The 20,550-nt window shown below is 60.0% G+C and carries 23 protein-coding genes; 8 read left to right on the top strand and 15 right to left on the bottom strand.

The window, feature by feature from the left end:
- Positions 1-193: hypothetical protein (locus HY2_RS17415; RefSeq protein ID WP_034824139.1), on the top strand; the 193-nt coding region annotated here is incomplete at its 5' end.
- A 77-nt stretch (positions 194-270) separates the two neighbouring features.
- On the opposite strand, the gene HY2_RS01955 is transcribed toward HY2_RS17415, so the two are convergent.
- The 8 genes from HY2_RS01955 to HY2_RS01925 all read right to left on the bottom strand — a co-directional run bounded on the left by HY2_RS01955 (position 271) and on the right by HY2_RS01925 (position 6,233).
- Positions 271-645, bottom strand: coding sequence for an EthD domain-containing protein (locus tag HY2_RS01955; RefSeq protein ID WP_034824137.1), 375 nt, complete (start codon positions 643-645; stop codon positions 271-273).
- Positions 642-1,877, bottom strand: a complete 1,236-nt coding sequence (locus tag HY2_RS01950) for an acyl-CoA dehydrogenase family protein (RefSeq protein ID WP_034824135.1) — start codon at positions 1,875-1,877, stop codon at positions 642-644. The genes HY2_RS01955 and HY2_RS01950 overlap by 4 nt, the downstream gene beginning before the upstream one ends.
- A gap of 69 nt (positions 1,878-1,946) precedes the next feature.
- Positions 1,947-2,693, bottom strand: a complete 747-nt coding sequence (gene truA, locus HY2_RS01945) for a tRNA pseudouridine(38-40) synthase TruA (RefSeq protein WP_034824133.1) — start codon at positions 2,691-2,693, stop codon at positions 1,947-1,949.
- A 10-nt stretch (positions 2,694-2,703) separates the two neighbouring features.
- Positions 2,704-3,186, bottom strand: coding sequence for a GNAT family N-acetyltransferase (locus HY2_RS01940; protein ID WP_034824131.1), 483 nt, complete (start codon positions 3,184-3,186; stop codon positions 2,704-2,706).
- Complete coding sequence (gene fmt / locus HY2_RS01935) at positions 3,186-4,151, bottom strand: methionyl-tRNA formyltransferase (RefSeq protein WP_034824129.1); 966 nt, start codon at positions 4,149-4,151, stop codon at positions 3,186-3,188. The genes HY2_RS01940 and fmt overlap by 1 nt, the downstream gene beginning before the upstream one ends.
- Positions 4,136-4,297 (bottom strand): potassium-transporting ATPase subunit C, encoded by a 162-nt coding sequence (locus HY2_RS17265; protein ID WP_146617187.1) that lies wholly within the window; start codon positions 4,295-4,297, stop codon positions 4,136-4,138. Before HY2_RS17265 ends, fmt begins: the two co-directional genes overlap by 16 nt.
- 5 nt (positions 4,298-4,302) lie before the next feature.
- A complete protein-coding gene (def, locus tag HY2_RS01930; RefSeq protein WP_034824127.1) occupies positions 4,303-4,833 on the bottom strand; it encodes a peptide deformylase in 531 nt (176 codons plus the stop codon).
- A gap of 44 nt (positions 4,834-4,877) precedes the next feature.
- Complete coding sequence (locus HY2_RS01925) at positions 4,878-6,233, bottom strand: DNA recombination protein RmuC (protein ID WP_034824125.1); 1,356 nt, start codon at positions 6,231-6,233, stop codon at positions 4,878-4,880.
- Between the two features lie 134 nt (positions 6,234-6,367).
- On the opposite strand from HY2_RS01925, the gene HY2_RS01920 reads away from it, so the two are divergent.
- Both HY2_RS01920 and HY2_RS01915 read left to right on the top strand, forming a co-directional pair.
- Positions 6,368-6,994 (top strand): hypothetical protein, encoded by a 627-nt coding sequence (locus HY2_RS01920; protein ID WP_034824124.1) that lies wholly within the window; start codon positions 6,368-6,370, stop codon positions 6,992-6,994.
- A 36-nt stretch (positions 6,995-7,030) separates the two neighbouring features.
- A complete protein-coding gene (locus HY2_RS01915) occupies positions 7,031-7,987 on the top strand; it encodes a glycosyltransferase family 2 protein (RefSeq protein ID WP_206740974.1) in 957 nt (318 codons plus the stop codon).
- A gap of 10 nt (positions 7,988-7,997) precedes the next feature.
- Here HY2_RS01915 and HY2_RS01910 read toward each other — a convergent pair whose 3' ends face one another.
- The 3 genes from HY2_RS01910 to HY2_RS01900 form a co-directional block, all read right to left on the bottom strand.
- A complete protein-coding gene (locus HY2_RS01910; protein WP_034824123.1) occupies positions 7,998-8,324 on the bottom strand; it encodes a YbaB/EbfC family nucleoid-associated protein in 327 nt (108 codons plus the stop codon).
- A 16-nt stretch (positions 8,325-8,340) separates the two neighbouring features.
- Positions 8,341-10,041 carry a DNA polymerase III subunit gamma/tau gene (locus HY2_RS01905; protein ID WP_051594618.1) on the bottom strand — a complete coding sequence of 567 codons (1,701 nt, stop codon included), beginning with the start codon at positions 10,039-10,041 and terminating at the stop codon, positions 8,341-8,343.
- 85 nt (positions 10,042-10,126) lie between these two features.
- On the bottom strand, positions 10,127-10,903 hold the full coding sequence (locus HY2_RS01900) for a tyrosine-protein phosphatase (protein ID WP_034824122.1): 777 nt from the start codon (positions 10,901-10,903) through the stop codon (positions 10,127-10,129).
- 184 nt (positions 10,904-11,087) lie between these two features.
- On the opposite strand from HY2_RS01900, the gene HY2_RS01895 reads away from it, so the two are divergent.
- On the top strand, positions 11,088-11,648 hold the full coding sequence (locus HY2_RS01895; protein WP_034824173.1) for a lipid-binding SYLF domain-containing protein: 561 nt from the start codon (positions 11,088-11,090) through the stop codon (positions 11,646-11,648).
- A 78-nt stretch (positions 11,649-11,726) separates the two neighbouring features.
- On the opposite strand, the gene HY2_RS01890 is transcribed toward HY2_RS01895, so the two are convergent.
- Together HY2_RS01890 and HY2_RS01885 are read right to left on the bottom strand one after the other, a co-directional pair.
- The gene (locus HY2_RS01890) at positions 11,727-12,209 is read right to left on the bottom strand and encodes a GNAT family N-acetyltransferase (protein WP_034824121.1); all 483 of its coding nucleotides are present in this window, start codon (positions 12,207-12,209) and stop codon (positions 11,727-11,729) included.
- A gap of 12 nt (positions 12,210-12,221) precedes the next feature.
- Entirely contained in the window at positions 12,222-13,673 is a 1,452-nt protein-coding gene (locus tag HY2_RS01885; protein ID WP_034824120.1) for an AMP nucleosidase, read from the bottom strand.
- 321 nt (positions 13,674-13,994) lie between these two features.
- On the opposite strand from HY2_RS01885, the gene HY2_RS01880 reads away from it, so the two are divergent.
- The 3 genes from HY2_RS01880 to HY2_RS01870 all read left to right on the top strand — a co-directional run bounded on the left by HY2_RS01880 (position 13,995) and on the right by HY2_RS01870 (position 16,214).
- Complete coding sequence (locus HY2_RS01880) at positions 13,995-14,345, top strand: UrcA family protein (RefSeq protein ID WP_034824119.1); 351 nt, start codon at positions 13,995-13,997, stop codon at positions 14,343-14,345.
- Positions 14,346-14,493: 148 nt separating this feature from the next.
- Positions 14,494-15,762, top strand: a complete 1,269-nt coding sequence (locus HY2_RS01875; protein WP_158534011.1) for an EAL domain-containing protein — start codon at positions 14,494-14,496, stop codon at positions 15,760-15,762.
- Positions 15,763-15,848: 86 nt separating this feature from the next.
- Positions 15,849-16,214: a PRC-barrel domain-containing protein gene (locus HY2_RS01870; protein WP_034824118.1), complete on the top strand. Its 366-nt coding sequence runs from the start codon at positions 15,849-15,851 to the stop codon at positions 16,212-16,214.
- A gap of 74 nt (positions 16,215-16,288) precedes the next feature.
- Here the strand turns inward: HY2_RS01870 and HY2_RS01865 are convergent, their stop codons facing one another.
- Positions 16,289-17,317: a ribonucleotide-diphosphate reductase subunit beta gene (locus HY2_RS01865; protein ID WP_034824116.1), complete on the bottom strand. Its 1,029-nt coding sequence runs from the start codon at positions 17,315-17,317 to the stop codon at positions 16,289-16,291.
- A 240-nt stretch (positions 17,318-17,557) separates the two neighbouring features.
- On the opposite strand from HY2_RS01865, the gene HY2_RS01860 reads away from it, so the two are divergent.
- Positions 17,558-18,415, top strand: a complete 858-nt coding sequence (locus HY2_RS01860; protein ID WP_158534010.1) for an alpha/beta hydrolase — start codon at positions 17,558-17,560, stop codon at positions 18,413-18,415.
- A gap of 36 nt (positions 18,416-18,451) precedes the next feature.
- Here HY2_RS01860 and HY2_RS01855 read toward each other — a convergent pair whose 3' ends face one another.
- Entirely contained in the window at positions 18,452-20,443 is a 1,992-nt protein-coding gene (locus tag HY2_RS01855) for an alkyl/aryl-sulfatase (RefSeq protein ID WP_034824114.1), read from the bottom strand.
- Between the last annotated feature and the right edge of the window lie 107 nt (positions 20,444-20,550).

Below are 20,550 nucleotides of genomic sequence, written 5' to 3'. Positions count from 1 at the left end.
ACCGAAAAATCTCTACACATATGAAGCGCCCGCCATCCCTGCCTGGGAGCGCCCGGCGCTCGGCAGTGACATGCCCGTCGAGTTTGCAGAGGATGCACGGCCGCTCTTGCTGAGCGCGCTTGTGGACGCCCTGTATGCGGCCGTCGCAGACCTGCGCGCAGCATACCGCGAGCCTGCGCCCGACACCTCCTGATACGGAAATTCCTGCCCGAATTCAGCTCACCTCACCGGATGGCCCCGCCATGCCGGGCAAAAGTGCTGGCGGATAGGTCAGCCCGCCCCACCAATCACCTCAAACTCTTCCCCGAACCAGAGGGGAGAGTTCGCCAGGTCGATGAATTTCTTCTCATCCTCCAGCAATTCGGCGCCGGCTTTCGCTGCCGCCTCGCTGCTGTAAGCCGCCATCGCTGCCTCGCTCTCGAACCATAATTCGGCCACGCCATCATAGGCCTCCGGCCCGCCGCGGCTGGCTTGCATGGCGGCGTTCAGCGGATCATGCGCCGTATGGGTCTGCACATAGCGCAGAATGCCCAGTATCTTCGCATGCTTTGCCACCAGCGGGGCATGCTGCTCCCGCCAGTAGCGCTGGAATTCTTCACGGCTCAGATGCGGCAGGCGTCGCAGACAAAAAGTCAGCTTGATCACAGCAGATCCCCGCCCGCCGCAGCGGCCGTCGTCCCATCCTTCTTGTAGGCGCGGATTACATTCTTGCCGGTGATCCATTTGTGCACTTCATCCGGCCCATCGACCAGGCGCTGCGAGCGGATATGCGTGTACCAGGCCGCCAGCGGCGTATCGAGAGAATAGCCGAGCGCGCCGTGCAGCTGGATCGCCGTATCCACCACCTTGTGCACCATGTTCGCCAGGAACACTTTGGCAATGCCATTCTCCTGGCGCAAATCCATGCCATTCTCTGCCTTGTAGGCAATGTGCATCAGCATCAGCCGCGCGATGTAGAGCTGGCTTGCACATTCGGCCAGCATGAACTGAACGCCCTGCCGGTCTTCCAGCGGCTGACCGAACGTCTCCCGGCTGGTGACATGTTCCGTTGCCAGATCAAGAGCGCGCTGGGCCATCGCCACATTGTGCATGCCATGGCGCAGGCGGCCATAGGCCAGCCGGTGCTGCCCCATGGAAAAGCCGCCCCCTTCCCCGCCGAGCAGATTCTCTTCCGGCACGACGAGATTCTCGATCTTCACTTCGGCATGGCCGCCGCCCATCTCTTCATAGTGCGGTCCGTGTACGGCCATCGTTGGAATATCACGGATGATGTTATAGCCGGGATTGGGCAGCTCCACGATGAAGGTGGAGAATTGCTGGTGGCGCGGCGCATCCGGATTGGTCTTCGCCATCACCACGGCAATGTCTGCCGCCGTCGCCGCGCTGGAGAACCACTTCTCCCCGTTCAGAACATAATTGCCCTTGCCGTCTTTCTGCGCGCGCGTCTGCATCCCTGTCGCATCGGCGCCTGCGGCTTTCTCTGTCATGGAATAGCAGATGCGCTTCTCGCCATTCAGCAGCGGCTTCAGGTATTTTTCCTTCTGATAGTCCGTCCCATGCGCCAGCAGGGTCAGCATCGTGGCATCATCCGGCCCTTGCGAATTCATCGACAGCGCGCCGAGATGGCTCTGCCCCAGTTCCATCTGCACCAGCGCATTGGCCAGCGGGCCAAGGCCCATGCCGCCATGCTCTTCTGGAATGAACGGGCACCAAAGGCCCTGCGCCCGCGCCTTCTTGCGCAGCTCCGCCAGCACCTCCTTATAGGGCCTGCCGGCATCCATTTCCTTTTCGGCGGGGAGGCATTCTTCCTGCACCCATTTGCGCACACGCGCGCGGACTTCCTTGGCCTCTTCCGGTATCGTGAAATCAATCGCCATGTTTCGCTCCCTGTTGTTTTGACAGGAAGGCTAGTCCGGAAGCCCGGCGCTGCACAGGCTGACTTCGCGTCAGCTATCCGTGTCGTAATCGACCTTTTCCAGATAAAGCCCGTCAGCCGGCGCGACCGGTCCGCAGGCGGAGCGGTCTGCCTGGGCCAGAATATCGGCGATCCAGCCAACCGGCTGCTTGCCCCGGCCCACCTCCACCAGACTGCCGACCATGGACCGCACCTGACGGTGGATGAAGCTCTGCGCCCGGCAGGTGAATTCCACCCGCTGGCCATAGCGCGAGACGGTGAATTCCTTCAGCGTCTTCACCGGCGTCAGCGCCTGGCAATCGGTATCGCGGAAGGTGGAAAAATCATGCGTGCCGACAAAGGCCTGCGCCGCCGCATGCATCGCGTCGGCATCCAGTTTCGACGGCACCCGCCAGGCCAGCCCCCGGTCCAGGCTGAGATCGGCCCGGCGATTGATGACGATATAGCGGTAATGCCTCTGCGTGGCGTTGAAGCGCGCATGGAACTCATCCGCCACGCACTCTGCCTTCAGCACAGCGACCGGATGCGGGCGCAGATGGAAGTTCAGGGCGTCGGCCACCTTGCCGCCGCGATCGATGCGCAGATCCATATGCGCCACCTGCCCGGTCGCGTGAACGCCGCTATCGGTGCGGCCTGCGCCATAGATATCGACCGGTCCACCATCCAGCTTCGCCGCCGCCTCTTCCAGCACGCCCTGTACCGTCGGTGTGTCCGGCAGCTTCTGCCAGCCCTGGAACGGGCCACCATGATATTCAATGAGGAGTCTGTAACGAGGCATCGCGCGTGCCCTAGCCAAAGGCAGCCGGATAGGTCAACCGTCCGGATGCGGGTGCCTCATCGCTCAGCTGCAGGGCCATGAAGGCTTCGCCAGACCAGTCGGCCTCATAGGGCGCGGCCGCCTCGGCTGAAAACCCGAAGCGGGGGTAATAATCCGGATGGCCCAGCACGAAGACCAGGCTTTCGCCTGAGCCTTCCAGCGCCATCAGGCCCATCTGGATCAGACCGCTGCCAATGCCGGTATTCTGAAAGTCCGGATGCACGGACATCGGCCCGAGGCCCACCGCAGGCGCGCCATCAACATGCACACGGAAAAACTGGAGATGGCCGACAATGCCGGCCTCATCACTCGCCACCAGAGACAGCACGCTCTCGCCGCTTTTCGCCAGTTCGCGCACGATGCGGCCTTCCGCCTTGCCGCCAAAGGCCAGATCATTCAGGGCTACAATCTCGTCCAGATCTTCTTCATGGGCGGGGCGAATCCAGAAGCTCATCAGTCAAGCACCGTATCCGGAGCAATTGCCTGGCCTCTCAGAAACTGGTCTGCATCCATAGGTTTGCCCCCGGGCTTTTGCAGGCGCAGGATACGCACAGCGCCGCCATCACCGCAAGCAATCAGCAGATTATCATCCAGCACCATGCCGGCAGGCGCCGAGGTTTCGCGGCCCGACCGGCGGCTCATCAGCAGTTTCAGGCGTATGGACGCCTCTTCACCGGGCGGCGTCCACTGGCACCATGCCCCCGGGAAGGGAGACAGGCCGCGGATCTGGCAATCGACCTGCCGCGCCGGTTTCGTCCAGTCGACACGCTGGTCATCGGGGCCGAGCTTTGCGGCATAGGTCATCCCCTCTTCCGTCTGCGCCGAAGGGGTCAGGCTGCCATCGGCCAGCCCGGCCAGCGCGCGCGGCGCTAGCTCTGCCGCCAGTTCGGCCAGCCGGTCATGCAGGCTGCCGGCCGTGTCGTCTTCGGTGATCGGCGTGCGCGCAGACGCGATGACCGGCCCGGTATCAAGCCCAGCTTCCATCATCATCGCATCGACGCCGGTTTCGCTATCGCCCGCCATTATTGCCCGCTGGATCGGCGCAGCGCCCCGCCAGCGCGGCAGGATGGAGGCATGCATATTGAGACAGCCAAGACGCGGCGCATCCAGAATGGCCTGCGGCAGGATCAGCCCATACGCGACGACCACAGCGGCATCGAGCTTCAGGGCTGAAAAGGCCTCCTGCTCCGGCACCTTCTTCAGGCTTTTCGGGGTGCGTACCTCAAGGCCTTTTTCCTCAGCAAAGGCATGCACCGGTGTCGGGCGCAGCTTCTTGCCCCTGCCAGAAGGGCGCGGCGGCTGCGAATAGACGCAGGCGATCTCATGCCCTGCTGCGATCAGTGCATCGAGCACGCCAACCGCGATGTCAGGGCTGCCCATGAAGGCGATGCGAAGAGGGGGTGTTACTTGGTCAGACATTTGCGGGCGTCATGATCCCATGCGCCGCCACGGTCAAGACACACACCCGCCTTCTGGTGGAGGCGCACCTGGCCTACACCCCAGACACTGCCGGTAATCAGGCACAGGATCAGTGCCGCACGGACAGAGGACCAACGACGAACCATCAGGCTCAGGCGGCGTTTTCACGCAGCGCGCGCAGCTTGGCCTTTTTCACCTTGTCCACGGCGCGCTGGCGCTTAAGGCGGGACAGGTAATCAATGAACAGCGTGCCTTCCAGATGGTCCATTTCGTGCTGGATGCAGACGGCATAGAGGCCTTCTGCCCATTCCTCGACCTTGAAGCCATCATAGTCGAGATAGCGGATCAGGCACTTCTCGGGCCGCTCAACCTCGTCGAAAATGTCCGGAACGGAGAGACAACCCTCTTCATAGGGCTGGGTTTCTTCAACCGTCTCAACGATTTCCGGGTTCACGAAATAGCGCGGCTGGGGCTCTTCGCCCTCTTTCGCCAGATCCATCACGATCACGCGCAGCGGCACACCAATCTGGATCGCGGCCAAGCCAATGCCCGGCGCGTCATACATGGTTTCCAGCATGTCATCCATGAGCGCGCGGATCTCGTCGGTGACGCCGCCCTCGACGGGCTTTGACACTTCCTTGAGACGCGGGTCCGGAACGGTGAGGATTTCTCTGATAGCCATAAGGGTCAGATATGCATCGCAGGGGCTTTGGTCAACTCCCTGCCTCACTCAACCGGAAGGGCTTTGCCGGACGCGCCAAAGTCTAGTTCCCCAGTGTTTTCAGGAGTATTTTCGGGCACATTTGCGCGCGCCTCAATCTGTTTCGGCTCTGCCGGGGCCTTGTTCGGTGGGGCAATCTTCATGTCCTCAAACTTGCGCAGCGTCGGCAGGACGCGCTTGTCGAAAGACCCCATCATGGAGTTGTAATGGTCCACCGAGCCATTCAGTGATTTGCCCAGCTTTTCGATGTGGCTGAGCATGACTCCCATGCGGCTGTAGAGGTCTGCGCCCAGTTCTGCGGCAGCCATGGCGTTTTCGTTCATCTCATGCTGGCGCCAGAGATGCGCCACCGTGCGCGCCAGGGCGATCAGTGTTGTCGGCGTTGTCACGATCACCTGGCGGCTCATCGCCTTCTCGATTAGGTCCGGGGAATGCTCCAGCGCAGCGGCGAAAAAATTCTCGCCCGGAATGAACATGGCAATATAGTCAAACCGCCCGCCCAGATTGGACTGATAGTCCTTTGAGGCGAGCGTGTTCACATGGCGCTGAACGCTGGCGGCATGGGCCTTCAGATGGGTCGCCCGCTCTGCCGGGTCTTCCGCATTCACGGCAGACATATAGGAGGCAAGTGAGACCTTGGAATCGACCACGATCTGCCGTCCGCCCGGCAGGTGGATCACAGCGTCCGGGCGCTGGCGCCCCTGCTCCGTCTGGTCGTGCACCTGTTCGGAAAAGTCGCAATGCGCCGACAGGCCGGCCTGCTCCATCACATTGCGCAGGGTCATCTCGCCCCAGCGACCGCCGCCCTTAGGCGCGGTCAGCGCGCTGACCAGCTTGCCCGTCTCGGATGTGTTCAGCTTCAGGCTCTCATGGATCGCCTTCACCTGCTCCTGAATGGCGGATTTGTCTTCGGTGCGGACCTTCTCGATCTCGTCGACGCGCTTCTTGAAGGCCTCGAAATTCTCGCCAATCGGTTTGATCAGCTCCTTCAGATGCCCCTGCGCGCCTTCATTATGGCGTTTGAAGGTCTCATCTGCCAGTTGCAGGAATTGCGCATTGGCCCGCTGCAGCACGCCCTGCGCCATCTCTCCGAACTTGCGCTCATCCTCGGCGCTGCGGGCCTTGGCTTCGGCCAGTTGCAGCTCCGCCGTACGGGCCACTTCTTCCAGCGTGCGGATCCGCTGCTTCGCTTCTTCCAGATCGTCGCTGGTGCGTTCATAGTCCAGCCGGTAGCGCTCTGCCTTGGCGCCGCTCTGACTGGAGAGCCACCAGGCCGCGCCAGCAAGGGCGAGCACGAGCAGAAACAAGACAAGGTGCACAGCATCAAAGCCCGCACCGCCAATAATGATGATCGGATCCATAGATGCATCCTTGCACGATTCTTGTCAGAACATATAAGGAACAATCAGCGCTGTCCATGCGGGATCGGCGCAGCGCTTGACTTCGCGGCGGCAATCGCGCGTTGTCGCAACGGGCTTGCGAGGGGAAATGATCCATGTCGCGCTTAAGCGGACTTGTTCTGAGGGCACTCACCCTGTGCCTGCTGCTGGCAGGCTGCGCCTCCTCCCCTGACGGGACGGACAAGGCCGAACTGACCCCGCCACCGGGCGGCACCGTGCTCTACCTGCCTCCTGTGGCGGAGATCACCCTGGTTACCGCCGCTGGCCTGCGCGAGCCCCATGAAGACTGGTCGGAGGCCGCTGCCATTAACCTAGCCGATGCCTTGCTGGACACGGTCGGAGAGGCTTGGACGGAGTATTCTGGCGCAGGCAAGACAGAGGCACAAAGACTCACCACCTCTCCCGAAACGCCACAGCCAATTTCGCCCGATATGGCAGGCAAGCTCGGCAGCCCGAGCGATCTTGTCGCTCTGATTGTGGTGAAAGCCGATGTGGAAAGTTCTGCCAGCCGGCTGGTTCAAGGTGGTCTCGGCGTACTCTTCGGCGGCGTCCCCGGCCCGGATGGCCTGGAGCACACTGCCTGCCTCACCCTGTATGACCGCGCCACCGGAAGGCCCGTTTGGACACATGACGTAGCCGCGCTGGACCCGCGCGACACGAAGGCTGCCAAACGCCTAATTCTCAGGCTTCTCGCCCCGCTGCAACAGGATACAGAAACCTGACACTGTTTTTGCGGTGCGGAATCACGCATGCATGGCATGGGATTTGCTGACCCGTTCCGCATGATGCAAGGTGTAGACATTCCCCTGAGTGAGGTTGCCGAAGTGACGATCGATATCTGCGTATGCACCTATCGCCGCCCCTTTATCGAGGCGACCCTGCGCTCGCTGGATGCGCAGATCCTGCCCGCCGATGTTACGGCCCGCATCATTGTCATCGACAATGACGAGACGCCCTCCGCCAAGGCGCTGGTCGACCAGGTGGCAGGCACCTTGTCCATACCCGTCACCTATATTCACGCGCCAGCCAATAATATCTCCATCGCCCGCAATGCCGGTCTGGAAGAGGCCAAGGCAGAATGGATCGCCTTCATTGATGATGATGAAGAGGCAGAACCGGATTGGCTCGCCTGTCTGCTGCAAACCGCCCGGCTGAAAGATCTGGACGCGGTATTCGGCCCGGCCATGGCGGAATATCCTGATGACGCACCGCACTGGATGCGCAAACAGGATTATCACTCCAATATACCCCAGCGGCGCGGCGGGGTGGTCCAGACCGGCCACACCTGCAATGCGCTGCTCCGCGCGAGTTCATCCCTTGTCCGGGGCCAGCGCTTCCTGCTGGAAAAGGGCAAGACCGGTGGGGAAGATACCGAATTCTTCTTCCGCCTCTGGTTCAATGGCGCCAAGCTGGACATTACAGAGGCAGCAATCGTCCATGAAAAGGTAGACCCCAAGCGCATGAATCTGGACTGGATCCGCAACCGGAAATTCCGTTCCGGGATGAGCTATGGCTATCATTCACTAACCACGCGCAATGCGGTCACGCTGACTCTGGCGGCCCTTGGGGCCATGGCCAAGATCAGCATCTGCTACATCATGGCCGGTCTGTTCGTCTGGTCAGAGGAAAAGCGCAATTACTGGCTGCTGCGCGCCATGTTCCATCGCGGCGTGCTGGCATCCACATCCAGCAAGGCAGAACCGGAACTATACTGACGTCGCCTGCCTAGAATGGCATCTTGAAGCCGGGCAGCATGCCGCCGCCCAGCCCCTGGGTTGCTTCCTTCATGGCCTTTTCCATGGCCTCATCCAGACGCTTGCGGGCATCGGAATGGGCGGCCTTGATCAGGTCTTCCAGAATCTCGGCCTCATCATTCATCAAGCTGGGATCAATCCGGACAGACACAAGATCCCCCTTGCCTTTCAGCGTGACACTGACCAAGCCTGCCCCGGCCACACCTTCGGCCTCCGTGGCTTCGATCTTTTCCTGCGCTTCCTGCATCTTGGCCTGCATTTGCTGGGCCTGCTGCATGATCTTGCCGAGGTCTTTCATGGGAAGCGGGCCTCCTTCAGGCCGTACGTCTGGAGTTCAGATCTATGACATTATCGCCTGCCGTACCATCCTGTTCCGGTGCGGCGGCGGGCTCTACCACATCGACAATGGTAATGCCGGGAATGCTCTTCAAGGCATCCGCCACAGCGGGATGCTCTGCCGCAGCGGCAAATTTCTCTTCGCGGGTGCGGATTTCTGTCTGGCGGATCGTCTCGGCGCCGGTATGGATCTGTTCAACCACCCAGTCCTCGCCAGATTCCCGTTCCAGAAACGTCTTCAGGCGCGCCAGCACATCATCCGGCGCGGCGTCTTCCAGCTGGCACGAGAAATACCCATAGCGCACCGGGCCCGGCCGCACATAGCGCTCCAACTCCACCTGAAGATTCACTTCGCGCAGCTCGCCCAGATAGGCGACAATTTCGGCAAAGCTTTCCAGCCCGCCGGCGGGAGACGGGGCCAGTCCGTGTTGTTCAGGCTTTCCCGGCGAGGAACCCTTCTCGGCAATCATCCGCGCGGCTTCTTCCGGTGACGGAAGGTTTGCCGCAGCAGCCAGACGCAGGATGATCATGTTCAGGGCCGTCGCCGTGTCTGGCGCGGTCTGAAGATCATTGAAGCCCGACAGCAGGATCTGCCAGTAGCGCGCGGCCTGCGCCGCGGTCAACTTCTGCGCCATGGCCAGCGTGCGCTCGGTCCACTCGGCAGGGCCGGCAGACTGGAAGTCTCCGCCAGAGGCCTGCGCAACAGACACATCCGCGCAGACATCCATCAGATCCTTCAGAATGACCGCCGGGTCAGCGCCCGCATGCACCTGGTCCTTCACTTCGGCCAGCGCGTCTGCGGCCTTGCCGGAAATCGCCTGCTCGAACGCATCCAGCAGACGCGCCCGGTCACCCAGGCCCAGCATGTCCCGCACGGCGCCGCCGGTGACTTCCTCACCATCCATGGTCTGCACGATGGCTTGGTCCAGAATTGAAAGGCCATCGCGGACAGAGCCCTCGGCAGCGCGGGCGATCAAAGCGAGCCCCTCTTCCGAGACCTGCGCGCCTTCATTCTTCGCCACCCGGCCAAGATGCTTCGCCAGTTCCACCGCATCCAGACGCTTCAGATCAAAGCGCTGACAGCGCGACAGCACGGTGATCGGCACTTTGCGGATTTCGGTTGTCGCGAAAATGAACTTCACATGGGGGGGCGGCTCTTCCAGCGTCTTCAGCAGCGCGTTGAACGCCGCTGTGGACAGCATGTGTACCTCATCAATGATGTAGACCTTGTGGCGGGCCGAGACCGGCGCATAACGCGCGCCGTCCAGCAGGTCGCGCATGTCGGCGACGCCCGTACGACTGGCAGCGTCCAGCTCCAGCACATCCGGATGACGGCTCGCCATGATGGCATCGCAGTGCTCGCCTTTCGGGTCCAGGCGGATCGAGGGGCCGTCATGATCGTCCGACTGATAGTTCAAAGCGCGGGCCAGCAGGCGCGCCGTGGTCGTCTTGCCCACCCCGCGCACACCGGTCAGCATGAAGGCATGGGCCACACGGCCCGTCTCGAACGCATTGGAAAGCGTGCGGACCATGGCCTCCTGGCCAATCAGATCCTCGAAGCGGCGCGGGCGATATTTGCGCGCAAGCACCTGATAGGCAGCCGATTTTGGCGCCTCATCCTCCCCGAACATCGAGAAGGTCTGGTCGTCGCGTTCTTCGGGGAGTTCGGAATCGCTCATCGGGCCGGACTTTAACGACTCTAAGGCCTCCGCGGCAATGGGGCGGGTGTCGAATCTGGGGGATCTCCCCCGCCCTGCCAGTCGGTTAGTCGATCAGGCGGGCGCGCAGTTTTTCCTGCAGCGCCTCATCCACGCCCAGCACGTCTGCCAGATAGGCATCAATGCTGCCATGACGGTCCTGGATCACATTGAACGCGGTATCGAGATATCGCAGACGTACGCCCAGAAAGGGGCGGAAGACTTCCGGCTCATAGAGCTTGCCGGCCTGCTCATTGAAATACGCAGCCGCCAGCGGCAGGAACTCGTCAAGGTTCACGGCCGTATTGGTCAGTTCATAATCAGCGCGCAGGTCTGATTCCTCAACCCCCAGCACATGATGGGTCAGCGCACAGAGGATACCCGTGCGGTCCTTGCCGGCGGCGCAATTGACGAGACCGGCAGCCGCTCCGTCCAGCGAGGCCAGGTGCTGGAACCAGCCGGTGAACAGTTCCGCATGGTGGGCCTTGAAAGGCGCGGTGGCGTAATAATCATTCATCCAGTCATCGGCCAGTTGGGCATCTGCCTCAACGCGTTTCAGGAATTGCGCATGGGGCGCTTCATGTTCACGCCCGCCATCATGGGTCAGCGTGTTCGGGGCCGACCAGCGGGCAACATTGCGCTCACGCTCGTCCGGGCGACGCAGGTCGGCCTGTAAATGGATGCCCAGCGCCTTCACCGCCTCAAGATCCCCCTCCGTCGCCTCTGCATAATGGCCAGAGCGGAAAAGACGCCCGCGCTTCACCTGGCCGCCATGTCTGGAGGCATAGCCTCCGAAATCCCGGAAATTCCGGACACCCTCAAGCACATAAATACGATCTGTCATGATCCGCGACCTAGCGCGCACCGCGCCCGGCGTCCAGATGCCCGTGAGGGAAGGTTTTATGACGCACATCTGTTGATTGAGCGGAACTTTCTATTGCGCAAGGAGTTGTCACCACACTTCCCCACCAACGGGGAAACCCGCGCGCCATTCGGCCATGACGGGTACTAAAATGGAGATTCAACAGATGATGAAATTTCGTTCTGCCCTTCTCGCTGCTGTTCTGGCTGTTGGGGCACCTGCCCTGACCACGGCCTGCACTAGCCTTCCGGATGAAGTTGACCGCGCCGAGATCGACGCAAGCAGCCGCGCCGCGCTGAACAAGCTGATCAACGATAATGCGACCGCGAAGGCCATCTACGACCAGTCCGAAGCCGTTCTGGTGTTCCCGTCGATGGTCAAAGCCGGTCTCGGCATTGGCGGTGCGTATGGCGAAGGTGAGCTGATCCAGAATGGTGCGACGGTTGACTATTACAACTCCATGACCGGTTCGTGGGGTCTGCAGGCTGGCGCGCAGGAATATGGCTATGCTGTCTTCCTGATGAATGACGACGCTGTGCAGTACCTGTCCGAGTCTGATGGCTGGGAAATCGGTGTCGGCCCTACGGTCGTTCTGGTGAATGCCGGCGTTGCGGAGAACCTCTCCACGTCAACACTGAAAGAAGACGCTTATGCCTTCGTCTTCAATCAGAAAGGCCTGATGGCTGGTCTCAGCATTGAAGGTACGAAAATTACCAAGCTTCAGTAACCCAAAGGCTCAGGTGAGCCAAGGTGAAGGCGTAGGGCTCTCGGTCATCGAGCCCTGCGCCTTTTTCCTTGGACGCGGCTAAAGGATGCCCCGCTCGCGATAGCTGACGCCGGGGCCGTAGCTTTCAAGGCTTGTACACGGGCGGGCCTCAAAGCCCTGGCGGGACCAGTAAGCTTCCGTTCCCGGAAGGGCGACGAGGGAGATCACCGGCAAGCCGGCCTGACGCGCCACCTGTTTAACCGCCTGAAGGGCGAGCGAACTGGCGCCCTTGCCGCGCGCAGCCGGAAGCAGGGCAATGTCATGCAGATAGAGACAGTCCGCCCCCTGCGGGAGGGCTGTCAGTTCCGTATCTAGAGGAACAGGCTGCCCGCACCGCCAGGGATGGCTGATCAGATAGCCGACAATCTGCTTCCCCATCCGACAGACGAAGCAGCCCGGCTCAAACAGGGAGAGTCGGTTGGAAAACACGGCATCGGATTCCGGATAACCGGCATGCACCTCTGCCGCGATACGGGAAATGTCAGGCAGGTCTTCTAGGCCTGCCTGCATCCAGACTGTCATTATCATACGTGCCTACCGGAAAGGCGGCTCGTCGAAGGCGCGCAGTTTGCGGCTGTGCAGCTTGGCGCCCTTGTCGGCAGCGAGGCGCTCCAGCGTTTCGATCCCGATACGGATATGTTCGCTGATCGCGCGTTCATAAAAGCGGTTCGCCGCGCCGGGCAGTTTGATCTCGCCATGCAGGGGCTTGTCTGACACACACAGCAGCACGCCATAAGGCACCCGCAGACGGAAGCCATTGGCTGCAATCGTGGCGCTTTCCATATCAATGGCAATGGCGCGGGACTTGTTGAACCGGCGGGACGTGGCCGAGAATCGCAACTCCCAGTTCCGGTCATCCGTGGTGACAACCGTTCCTGTCCGCAGACGGCGCTTCAGCTGTTTCTCCGTCTCGCCTGTCACGGCAGCGGCCGCTTCCTGCAGGGCGACTTGAACTTCGGCAATCGGCGGCACCGGAATCTCCGGTGGCAGTACGGAGTCCAGCACATGGTCTTCGCGCAGATAGGCGTGGGCCAGTACATAATCGCCGATCGACTGGCTGTGACGCAGGCCACCACAATGGCCAACCATCAACCAGACCTGGGGCCGCAGAACGGCAAGATGGTCCGTAATCGTCTTCGCATTGGACGGTCCAACACCGATATTCACCAACGTGATGCCCGCCCCGTTCGGCGCGCGCAAATGATAGGCCGGCATCTGGAAGCGGCGCCAGGGAGACGCATCAATCTCAGCACGCGTCGTCTCCGTCGGCTCGGATACTTCCAGCCCGCCAGGCACGGACAGAGACGTGTAGTGATTATCCTGCACCAACTGGTCCAGTGCCCAGTCACAGAACGCATCAACATAGCGGTGATAGTTCGTAAAAAGAACATAGTGCTGGAAATGTTCCACAGGTGTGCCGCAATAATGCTGCAGACGCTTCAGGGAAAGATCCACGCGCTGAGCATCGAACAGGGCCAGCGGATGCGTCTCATAAGGCTCATACAATTCGCCATCAGCCACTTCATCGCCGATGTCAGCCAGATTCGGACTCGGGAAGTGACGGGCCAGTTCAGCCGGAGAGATTTCTTCTAGACCATTGGCCAGCCCCTGCTCCCACACATAGGCGTAGGGAATTTCGGAGTCGGATTTCTCGACATGAATCTCGACCTCATAATCCCGCATCAGCAAGGTCAGTTGCTCGCTGAGATAGTTCCGGAAGAAGTCCGGACGGGTCATCGTGGAGATATAAGTGCCGGCCTCTGACATTTTGCCGAAGGCGCGCGAAATTGGCGGCGGCGGACCATCCGGATTGTAGATGAGACGGATCTGAGGATAGCAGAAGGCACCGGACTTGCGCAGCGCAGGATCGGGCGGCGTGCCTTCGCGCAGAAATCTGTTCAGGGCGGCAGACAGGGCCGTTACGGCCTCGATATAGAGCGCTTCCAGCGCGTCTATGACTTGTTCGGGTGTAGTGAGTTTTGACATGTCACCCAATGGCTGGATTGCGACGTTCTGTCAATCTGTCAGGATCATAGCACGGCCGTATGACAAACAAATGTGCACACCCCGCACAGCTTGCGTGCAGAATGATAACGCAAGGCAGCCATGACTTTCTGAACAGCAGATTGCGGTTGAGCCATGCACAAACCTCGTGAATTGTTGCAGCGCAACATGAGATGACCAACCCGGGCGGACGGCCATGACACTCAGGTGTTACCGTCGGGAATAATAAACGGCAATTTCGTGTGGCGGGAGGAGTTTTTTGACGGCCCAAAAGGCCGCCGCTAACTCTGAAGGTATTGAGCCATGAAAAAGTTTATCATCCCGGCCCTGCTGGCCGCAGCAACCCTCGCCCCGGCCGCAGCAACTGCTGAAGGCAAGCCTATTACGGTTGAGGTTTCCTATGACAAGGTCCTGCTGGCCTCTGACATGGGCGCCAGCATTGTGATGGAGTCCGTTGAGAAGCAGGCTAAATCCGCCTGCACCACACGCTCTGCTGTCACCAACCAGGCCTATGTCGACCGTGAATGCGCCAAGCATGTCACGAAGAGCGCCATGAAGAAAATCCTTGAAAATCAGGAAATTTCTGGCCTCGACACGTCTCCGGTCTTTACACGCCAAGCTATAACCCTCGTCGCTGACGCGGGACAACGCTAGACCATTTCCTCCCGGAATAGCGTTGAGAGGGGCTGCCCACGGCCACGGGCAGCCCCTCACTTTTATGCAGCATAGGCATGGAGTTCCGGCAAATTTCATCAATCGATTTGGGAAGTCTTATACTACCTTTATGAGACATATGGTTTCGATGAAGAAACCATATGTCCCTCCAAAGGCCGCCCCTGCTTCGGGCACCGCTCAGGAAGACCTCCTCGCAGATATGCTGCGGTCTGCCCTGACCGCTGTGCGTGAGCATCTCGAACTCGACATCGCTTACATGTCTGAATTCGTGGACGGCGATACGGTATTCCGTGAAGTGATCGCCCCGAAAATGACGGACATGATTGCCGCAGGTGAACTGGGCGACGGTCTGCAGGTGGGCAAAAGTCTGCCCAAAATGGAGACTTATTGCCACCATATCATGGATGGCTTTCTGCCCCCGCTGATCACAGATACGCGCGAGTTGGATATTTCCCGCAACCTCCAGGTCACCAAGGATCTGAAGATTGCAGCCCATGTCGGCATCCCGCTCGTCCTGAAGGATGGCACCAAATTCGGCATGTTCTGCGGGATTAGCCACACACCGAAACCCGACATGAACGCCCGCGATCTGCGCGTCATGGAGATGTTCGCGAACATGGTGACGGAGCATCTGGACGCGCAAATGATGGCCCATCAGAAATCCGGCCGGATGCGGGAGCGGATTGATGCCCTGGTCGACCAGAATGATTTCGAAATTGCCTATCAGCCTATCCTTAACATCGAGGAGATGCGCCCGGTCGGCTATGAAGCGCTTTGCCGCTTCACGGGCACAGGCCGCGCCCCCGATGTGTGGTTTGCCGAGGCCGATGATGTCGGCCGCCTGCAGGATCTGGAAATGGCCGTCATCCGCAAGGCCCTCAACCCGCTGACGGGCCTCTACCCACTGAAATTCATCTCGATCAATGCCTCTCCCGAAACCGCGATTTCGGAAGAGTTCCGTGCCCACATGATTAAGCAACCGCTGGAGCGCATTGTTCTGGAAATTACCGAGCACGCTCAGGTAGACAGCTATGAGCAACTGATGCAGGCCCTGAAGCCGCTACGGCGACGCGGCATGCGCTTGGCCGTGGACGATGCCGGGGCGGGCTATTCCTCCATGCGGCACATTCTGAAGCTGCGCCCGGACATCATCAAACTGGACATGAGCATCACGCGGGATCTGGACAAGCAGCCCTCTCACTGCGCCCTGGTGCGCGCCATGGTGCATTTCTCCAAGGAAACGCAGGGCCATGTCGTGGCAGAGGGTATCGAAACGCAGATCGAGCTGGACATGCTGCGCTCATTGGGCGTTCAGAAAGGCCAGGGCTATTTTCTCGGGCGGCCCAAGATCGGCCTTGGCGGGCCCCAGACCCTCAAGTCCTCCCTGATAGCCTAAACTAATTTCTCTCAAGAATGGATCATATCCCGGCACGCTGCGTTACTTGGCAGGTTGGCGGGAACACGTGTTCAAAGAGAAGAGAGATGTCAGACACCCGAATTACAAATCCCCTGATCAGTTGCCACAGGGTTGAAGGCACGGAAGTTTACAATGCGGATGGGGACAGACTCGGCCACATTGACAGCATCATGCTGGACAAGCGCAAGGGCAATGTCGCCTATGCCGTCATGTCTTTTGGCGGGTTCCTCGGCATTGGCGAAGAGTATCACCCCCTGCCCTGGAATGCGCTTACCTATAATGACAACCTGGATGCATACGTCATCCGTCTGAGCAAGGAACAACTCAACGCAGCCCCCAGGCTCAAGCGCAATGAGTATGAGCGTCTGCAAGACCATATCTATGGCAAGAGTGTGTACGCATATTATGGCGCAGCGCCATATTGGTACTAGACAGCTCCCGGGACACAAAAAAGCTCCCGGCACGAAACAGCCGAGAGCTTTTTGGACATCAGCCTGACATAGCCTTATTCGGCCGGAACCTCTGACGTTTTGCGGCTGTCGAATTTGGACCAGACGCCTTCCTCGCCGTGCCAGTCGCCGCGGGTGGCGCCCTTGGAGTATTCGGTGGCGCGCTGTTCGAAGAAGTTAGCGTGCTCCACACCGTTCAGGATCTCGGTCAGCCACGGGATCGGGTGCTTGGTGATGCCGTAGATCGGCTCCAGCTTCAGCTGGCCAAGACGCCAGTCCGCGATGTAGCGGATATAGTTCTTGATGTCGTCCGGCGTCATGCCTTCGACCGGGCCCATTTCGAAGGCAAGTTCGATGAACTTGTCTTCAAGGCCCACAACTGTGCGGCAGCATTCACGAATGCGTTCGCGCAGCGCATCATTCATGACATTGGTTTCTGCACAGAAGGCATGGAACAGCTTGATCATGCCTTCGCAGTGCAGAGACTCGTCGCGCACAGACCAGGACACGATCTGCCCCATGCCCTTCATCTTGTTGAAGCGCGGGAAGTTCATCAGCATGGCAAAGGAGGCAAACAGCTGAAGCCCTTCGGTGAAGGCACCGAACACGGCCATGGAGACCGCAAGGTCTTCATTCGTCTCACAGCCGAACTGGCCGAGATAGTCGTGCTTGGCCGCCATCTCCTGATATTCCATGAAGGCGGAGAATTCGGTGTCCGGCATGCCAATGGTTTCCAGCAGCAGGGCATAGGCCGCGATGTGGATCGTCTCCATGTTGGAGAAGGCCGACAGCATCATCGACACTTCCACCGGCTTGAAGCGCGGCATGTAGTTGGTCATGTAGTTGGCGCCGACTTCGACGTCCGACTGGGTGAAGAAGCGGAAGATCTGCGTCAGCAGGTTACGCTCCTCGTCCGACAGCTTGACCGCCCAGTCCTTGCAATCCTCGCCCAGCGGCACCTCTTCCGGCATCCAGTGGACCTGCTGCTGCTTCTTCCAGAAGTCATACGCCCACGGGTAACGGAACGGCTTGTAGGCGAGACTCGGCGTCAGCAGCCCAGGCACATTGGAATTTCCGTCAGCCATCACGGCCTCCTACATCATCATCTTTTGTTGTTAAGGATAATCTACACCACATATAGTGTCTTATTCGACCATGTGCCGCAAGATGTTCTTGTGCGACAAACATGACTTGTCCACAGGGCTGCTCACAGTTTTGGCATATTTGGGCCGTAAGGCTAGCCCCGCCTTGAAATGTGCCGCATGACAGGCACGTCAAAAGGCTCAGCTGCCTGTCTGCCCTGCCATAACGAGATTCGAGTTGCCATGCGTTTTTTGAGCCTTGTCTTCCTTGCCTTCGTCACCGTATTTGCCCTGCCCGGCGCGGCAGATGCGAAGGTCATACGGGATGTCATCTATCATGAGGCACCGGGCCTGGACCCCGGCGATGTACGCGCCGATGTCTACATGCCGGAAGATGCGAAAGATGCGCCCATGGTGATCATGATGCATGGCGGCGCATGGACCTTCGGCAACAAGCAGAATGCCCTCGGCCTCAACCAGGCAAGGTATTTCACCGAGCAGGGCTTTGTCTTCATCGCCATCAATTACCGGCTGGCACCTAGCCACCGCTTCCCGGCGCAAGAAGAAGACGCCGCAGCGGCCATCGCCTATTTCCATGAACACTCGAAGGAATATGGCGCAGACCCGGATAAGCTGTTCCTAATGGGCCATTCCGCCGGCGCGCATATGGCTGCCCTCGTCGCCATAGATCCAGACTATCTGGACGCCTATGGCCTGAAGACGGATGTCATCAAGGGCGTCGCCGCGCTGGACAGCGCAGCCTACAATCTTTCCCGCACAGGCCGTGACGGCGAAATTCCGGATTTCTATCACCCGGCCTTTACCGGCGATGACCCGGATGTATGGGCTGCGGCCAGCCCGACCCTGCTGGTGGAAGAGGAAACGCCGATCCCGCCCTTCCTGCTGCTCTATGTCGACCGGGCCGTTGCCCCGGCGCGCGCCAAGGAACTGGCCGAAACTCTGAAAGGCAAAGGCCACAAGGCCGAAGCCAAGTTGATCAAGAAGCGCAGCCACAAAAGCCTGAATGACCGCCTGGGCGCAAAGGGCGACAAGGCGGCTCCGATGATCGTTGACTTCTTCCGGGAACAACTGGCCGATTAAGGACAGCCTGTCCCCTGCCCTGTTTCTTGCCTGGGCCTAGGGCTCAACAACACTGAACCAGAAGTCCGGCGTCTCCAGTGCGGTAAACCAGGCCATCAGCGCAGCCGGGTCTCCCTCCACACTAGCCTCTCCTGTTTGGGCGATTTCCTGAAAGCTGCGACTCTGCAGGATCAGATCATTGAAGGCAGAGCGCGTCAGAATCAGCGTCGCGGCGGCGTCATCTGACTGCGCGCCCTCCCGCGGGAAGGCCGTGGCACTGCCGACATCCACAAGGATCGCCTCATCCGTGTCGGTGAAGCGGAAGTTCAGCAAGAACGGATCACGCGCCAGTTTTTCCGGCGCGTAACGCACGGCCAGCGCGTTGAACAAATCCACGGTCGGCACACCCATGATGAACTCACGGCTTCCAGCCCGCACCTGGCCGCCATCCGGTAAGCCGTTGCGCAGCTCGCTTGCCCCGGTCAGATAATAATCGCGCCATGCGCCGCTTTCAGCCTGGAAGCCAAGCTGCTCATAGCTGGCGGCCAGCCAGTCTCGCGCGGCCTGATTTTCCGGATTGGCGAAAACGATGTAGTTGAAGACTTCAGCCGACCAGCGATAGTCGCCCTCATCAAACGCCTTCCAGCCGACAGCCAAGGCGGCATCTTCCCCGCCGACCGCCTCAACAAAGCGCGGGGCCTTCTCTTCCAGCGGATGGGCATTGAATGTGGCCGGCACGCCATCCCACCAGCCAAAGTAATACTGGTAGACTGCCTTCGCGTTGTGATTCAGCGTTCCATAGTAGCCGCGTGTATCGAAATGCGTCTCCTGGACTGGCGGCTCTTCAAGGTCCTCGGCGATCTGAAACTGGGTTTGTCCGCGATTGGCGCGGCGCACCGTCTGGTCGTGCGTGTAGCGATAAATATCGCGCTGGCCTGCCAGATAGGATTCCACATTCTCATTGCCGAAAGTCGGCCAGTGGTGAGAGGCAAAGATGACGTCTGACTTGTCGCCATAATTGGTCAGCGCATAGTCGATCACCCGACTCCATTCCAGCAGGTCTCGCACCTTGGCCCCGCGCAGGGTCAGCGCGTTGTGGAAGGTCGCCGTAGCAACTTCGGCCGTACACAGCGCGCGGAATTCAGGCAGATAGAACATGAATTCGGCAGGCGCTTCGGTGCCAGCGGCGTCAATGAACTCAAAAGTTACACCATCAATGACGCGCACCGTGCCGCGTCCGGAGACTTCTTCCGTGGGCTCAATCAAGCCCGTGCGCCCCTGAGACAAGGCCGGCCCAAGGCCAACGCCCACTTGACCGGTCGGACCGCTTGGCAGGGCATTGCCAAACATCAGCATGGCGCGGCGGTTCATATAATTCCCAGCCAGAAGATTCTCGGCTACTGCGGACTCGGTAAAGCCGATGGGGGCGAGGATCGGCACGCCGCGCGCCTTGGCATCCGCCTCATCTATCACGCCGCGCACGCCGCCAAAATGGTCCGCATGGGAATGGGTGTAGAGCACGCCCGTCACGGGCCGCTCGCCCAGCGTCTCGTTCACGAGGCCCAGCGCCGCCGCCGCTGTCTCCTGGCTGAGCAGAGGGTCTACGATGATCCAGCCTGTTTCGCCCCGGATAATGGACATGACCGCCAAATCATAGCCGCGCACCTGATAGATGCCGTCCTGCACTTCGAACAGACCATGCTCGGAATTCAGCCGCTCCTGCCGCCAGAGGGACGGGTTCACCGTGTCCGGACTGTCGCCCTCAATGAAATCGCGCTGGCTGATCTGCCAGACCACTTTGCCATCGGCATCTTTAATCGTGTCTTCTTTCAGCTGCGCCAGCAGGCCGCGCGTCGCATCGAGAAAGTCATCATTGTTATCGAGGGGCAGCCGCAGGGAGACGGCCTTGTTAGCAGCCCGTGTTGCATCCGTCGCAACTCCCACCGGGGGAGTATCCGCATTACTTTCCTGCGCATAGGCAATGGCTGTGCCTGCCATCAGGTTGATCGCAAAACCAAGGGTCGCCGCAAGGCGATAGGCGTTTGTCATGATTTCCTCCCATATGGCACGTTATCTGCCACTTTGGGCCGCACTGTGCGCGCGCGCACAAAACGATGCAAGAGTTGCAACTTTATACAGAGGCAAATGTCGAATTC

Source organism: Hyphomonas pacifica (assembly GCF_000682675.1).
GTDB classification, from domain to species: Bacteria; Pseudomonadota; Alphaproteobacteria; order Caulobacterales; family Hyphomonadaceae; genus Hyphomonas; species Hyphomonas pacifica.
The sequence above is the reverse complement of the archived record's forward strand: the minus strand, read 5'-3'. Positions and strand labels throughout refer to the sequence as shown.

Bases quoted from the DNA above. Each gene is read 5' to 3' on its own strand.
- HY2_RS01880 (WP_034824119.1), top strand. From the start codon at position 13,995: ATGAAAAAGTTTATCATCCCGGCCCTGCTGGCCGCAGCAACCCTCGCC.
- HY2_RS01885 (WP_034824120.1), bottom strand. From the start codon at position 13,673: ATGTCAAAACTCACTACACCCGAACAAGTCATAGACGCGCTGGAAGCG.
- HY2_RS01940 (WP_034824131.1), bottom strand. From the start codon at position 3,186: ATGAGCTTCTGGATTCGCCCCGCCCATGAAGAAGATCTGGACGAGATT.
- def (WP_034824127.1), bottom strand. From the start codon at position 4,833: ATGGCTATCAGAGAAATCCTCACCGTTCCGGACCCGCGTCTCAAGGAA.
- fmt (WP_034824129.1), bottom strand. From the start codon at position 4,151: ATGTCTGACCAAGTAACACCCCCTCTTCGCATCGCCTTCATGGGCAGC.
- HY2_RS01895 (WP_034824173.1), top strand. From the start codon at position 11,088: ATGATGAAATTTCGTTCTGCCCTTCTCGCTGCTGTTCTGGCTGTTGGG.
- HY2_RS01855 (WP_034824114.1), bottom strand. From the start codon at position 20,443: ATGACAAACGCCTATCGCCTTGCGGCGACCCTTGGTTTTGCGATCAAC.
- HY2_RS01860 (WP_158534010.1), top strand. From the start codon at position 17,558: ATGCGTTTTTTGAGCCTTGTCTTCCTTGCCTTCGTCACCGTATTTGCC.
- HY2_RS01910 (WP_034824123.1), bottom strand. From the start codon at position 8,324: ATGAAAGACCTCGGCAAGATCATGCAGCAGGCCCAGCAAATGCAGGCC.
- HY2_RS01925 (WP_034824125.1), bottom strand. From the start codon at position 6,233: ATGGATCCGATCATCATTATTGGCGGTGCGGGCTTTGATGCTGTGCAC.
- HY2_RS01920 (WP_034824124.1), top strand. From the start codon at position 6,368: ATGTCGCGCTTAAGCGGACTTGTTCTGAGGGCACTCACCCTGTGCCTG.
- HY2_RS01865 (WP_034824116.1), bottom strand. From the start codon at position 17,317: ATGGCTGACGGAAATTCCAATGTGCCTGGGCTGCTGACGCCGAGTCTC.
- HY2_RS01905 (WP_051594618.1), bottom strand. From the start codon at position 10,041: ATGAGCGATTCCGAACTCCCCGAAGAACGCGACGACCAGACCTTCTCG.
- HY2_RS01870 (WP_034824118.1), top strand. From the start codon at position 15,849: ATGTCAGACACCCGAATTACAAATCCCCTGATCAGTTGCCACAGGGTT.
- HY2_RS01890 (WP_034824121.1), bottom strand. From the start codon at position 12,209: ATGACAGTCTGGATGCAGGCAGGCCTAGAAGACCTGCCTGACATTTCC.
- HY2_RS01950 (WP_034824135.1), bottom strand. From the start codon at position 1,877: ATGGCGATTGATTTCACGATACCGGAAGAGGCCAAGGAAGTCCGCGCG.
- HY2_RS01900 (WP_034824122.1), bottom strand. From the start codon at position 10,903: ATGACAGATCGTATTTATGTGCTTGAGGGTGTCCGGAATTTCCGGGAT.
- truA (WP_034824133.1), bottom strand. From the start codon at position 2,693: ATGCCTCGTTACAGACTCCTCATTGAATATCATGGTGGCCCGTTCCAG.
- HY2_RS01875 (WP_158534011.1), top strand. From the start codon at position 14,494: ATGAAGAAACCATATGTCCCTCCAAAGGCCGCCCCTGCTTCGGGCACC.
- HY2_RS01915 (WP_206740974.1), top strand. From the start codon at position 7,031: ATGGGATTTGCTGACCCGTTCCGCATGATGCAAGGTGTAGACATTCCC.
- HY2_RS17265 (WP_146617187.1), bottom strand. From the start codon at position 4,297: ATGGTTCGTCGTTGGTCCTCTGTCCGTGCGGCACTGATCCTGTGCCTG.